This window comes from Microvirga makkahensis (assembly GCF_009830105.1).
GTDB lineage: Bacteria > Pseudomonadota > Alphaproteobacteria > Rhizobiales > Beijerinckiaceae > Microvirga > Microvirga makkahensis.
In genome coordinates this window covers 1-849 of the sequence record NZ_WURB01000083.1, presented here as the reverse complement: position 1 = coordinate 849, position 849 = coordinate 1, and the positions used below count along the sequence as shown (strand labels likewise).

General features: G+C 58.5%; 1 protein-coding gene. It reads left to right on the top strand.

Annotation, left to right across the window (positions count from 1 at the left end; translation table 11 throughout):
- A partial coding sequence (locus tag GR328_RS26525; protein ID WP_160888633.1) for a hypothetical protein occupies positions 1-448 on the top strand: 448 nt, incomplete at its 5' end.
- Between the last annotated feature and the right edge of the window lie 401 nt (positions 449-849).

The window sequence follows — 849 nt, the reverse complement described above, 5'->3', positions numbered from 1 at the left end:
CCCCGAGAAGCTCCGTCCTTCTGCTGTTGCAGGTGAGTTGAACGAACTAGCAAAAGGTGTCGAGACAGCAGCGAAAGCAGCAGAGAGGCTCGGCAACCAGGGTCCGCTGCCGATCGTCGCCCTGTCGGAAGCTCATCCCGATGCCGACGACCTCGATATGCGGCGCCATATTCTTTACCTGCAGCGTATGGCCATTTGGAGCCGCAAGGCGGCAGAGGTTGCCGGCCAGCAAAGTCGATCAGCGCGGAGCCACAAAGATGGTAACACGCCAGATCAGAACAGACATGAACTCGTTGTCCTTCTGCTCATTGCGTATCAGGAGATCCTCGGCGTCAAGCCATCTCACACGATCGATTCAGATACCGGCTTGATCGAACGGGTGCCGGTGGCTTTATCAAGAAAGCACTCGCTGTTCATCGGCCAGAACACACGTTCAAGCATCGGCTGATCGATGAGATCGTGAGGCAGTCGTTGATCGTACGGGACCGGGAGTATCTCGATCCTTCCACCTTCCATTCATCATGAGCGCGCAAAAACCTCTGCGTTAACGATTTATACCTGCCGCGCTGAAGGCCCGATGGTTGCGCCCATTGGAGGTCACCAGTGGGCTAGACAGCAAACCAGCAACTCCCGAGCGTGAGGAGCCGGCATCTTCGCCAGCCTCTCTGGTTGTTTTCGTCCGGGTGCTGGTCCGGCAGGCGGCCTATGAAGCGCTCGCCACCGCCCAAACGGCTTCTGCCTCCGAGCCCGATTACCCCAAACCGGAGGACACCCATGAGGCCGAAGTCTGAGGCCCTGCTGACCCTGCATGATCTTGCCGCACGCTGGCAGGTGGTGCCGAACGTTTCG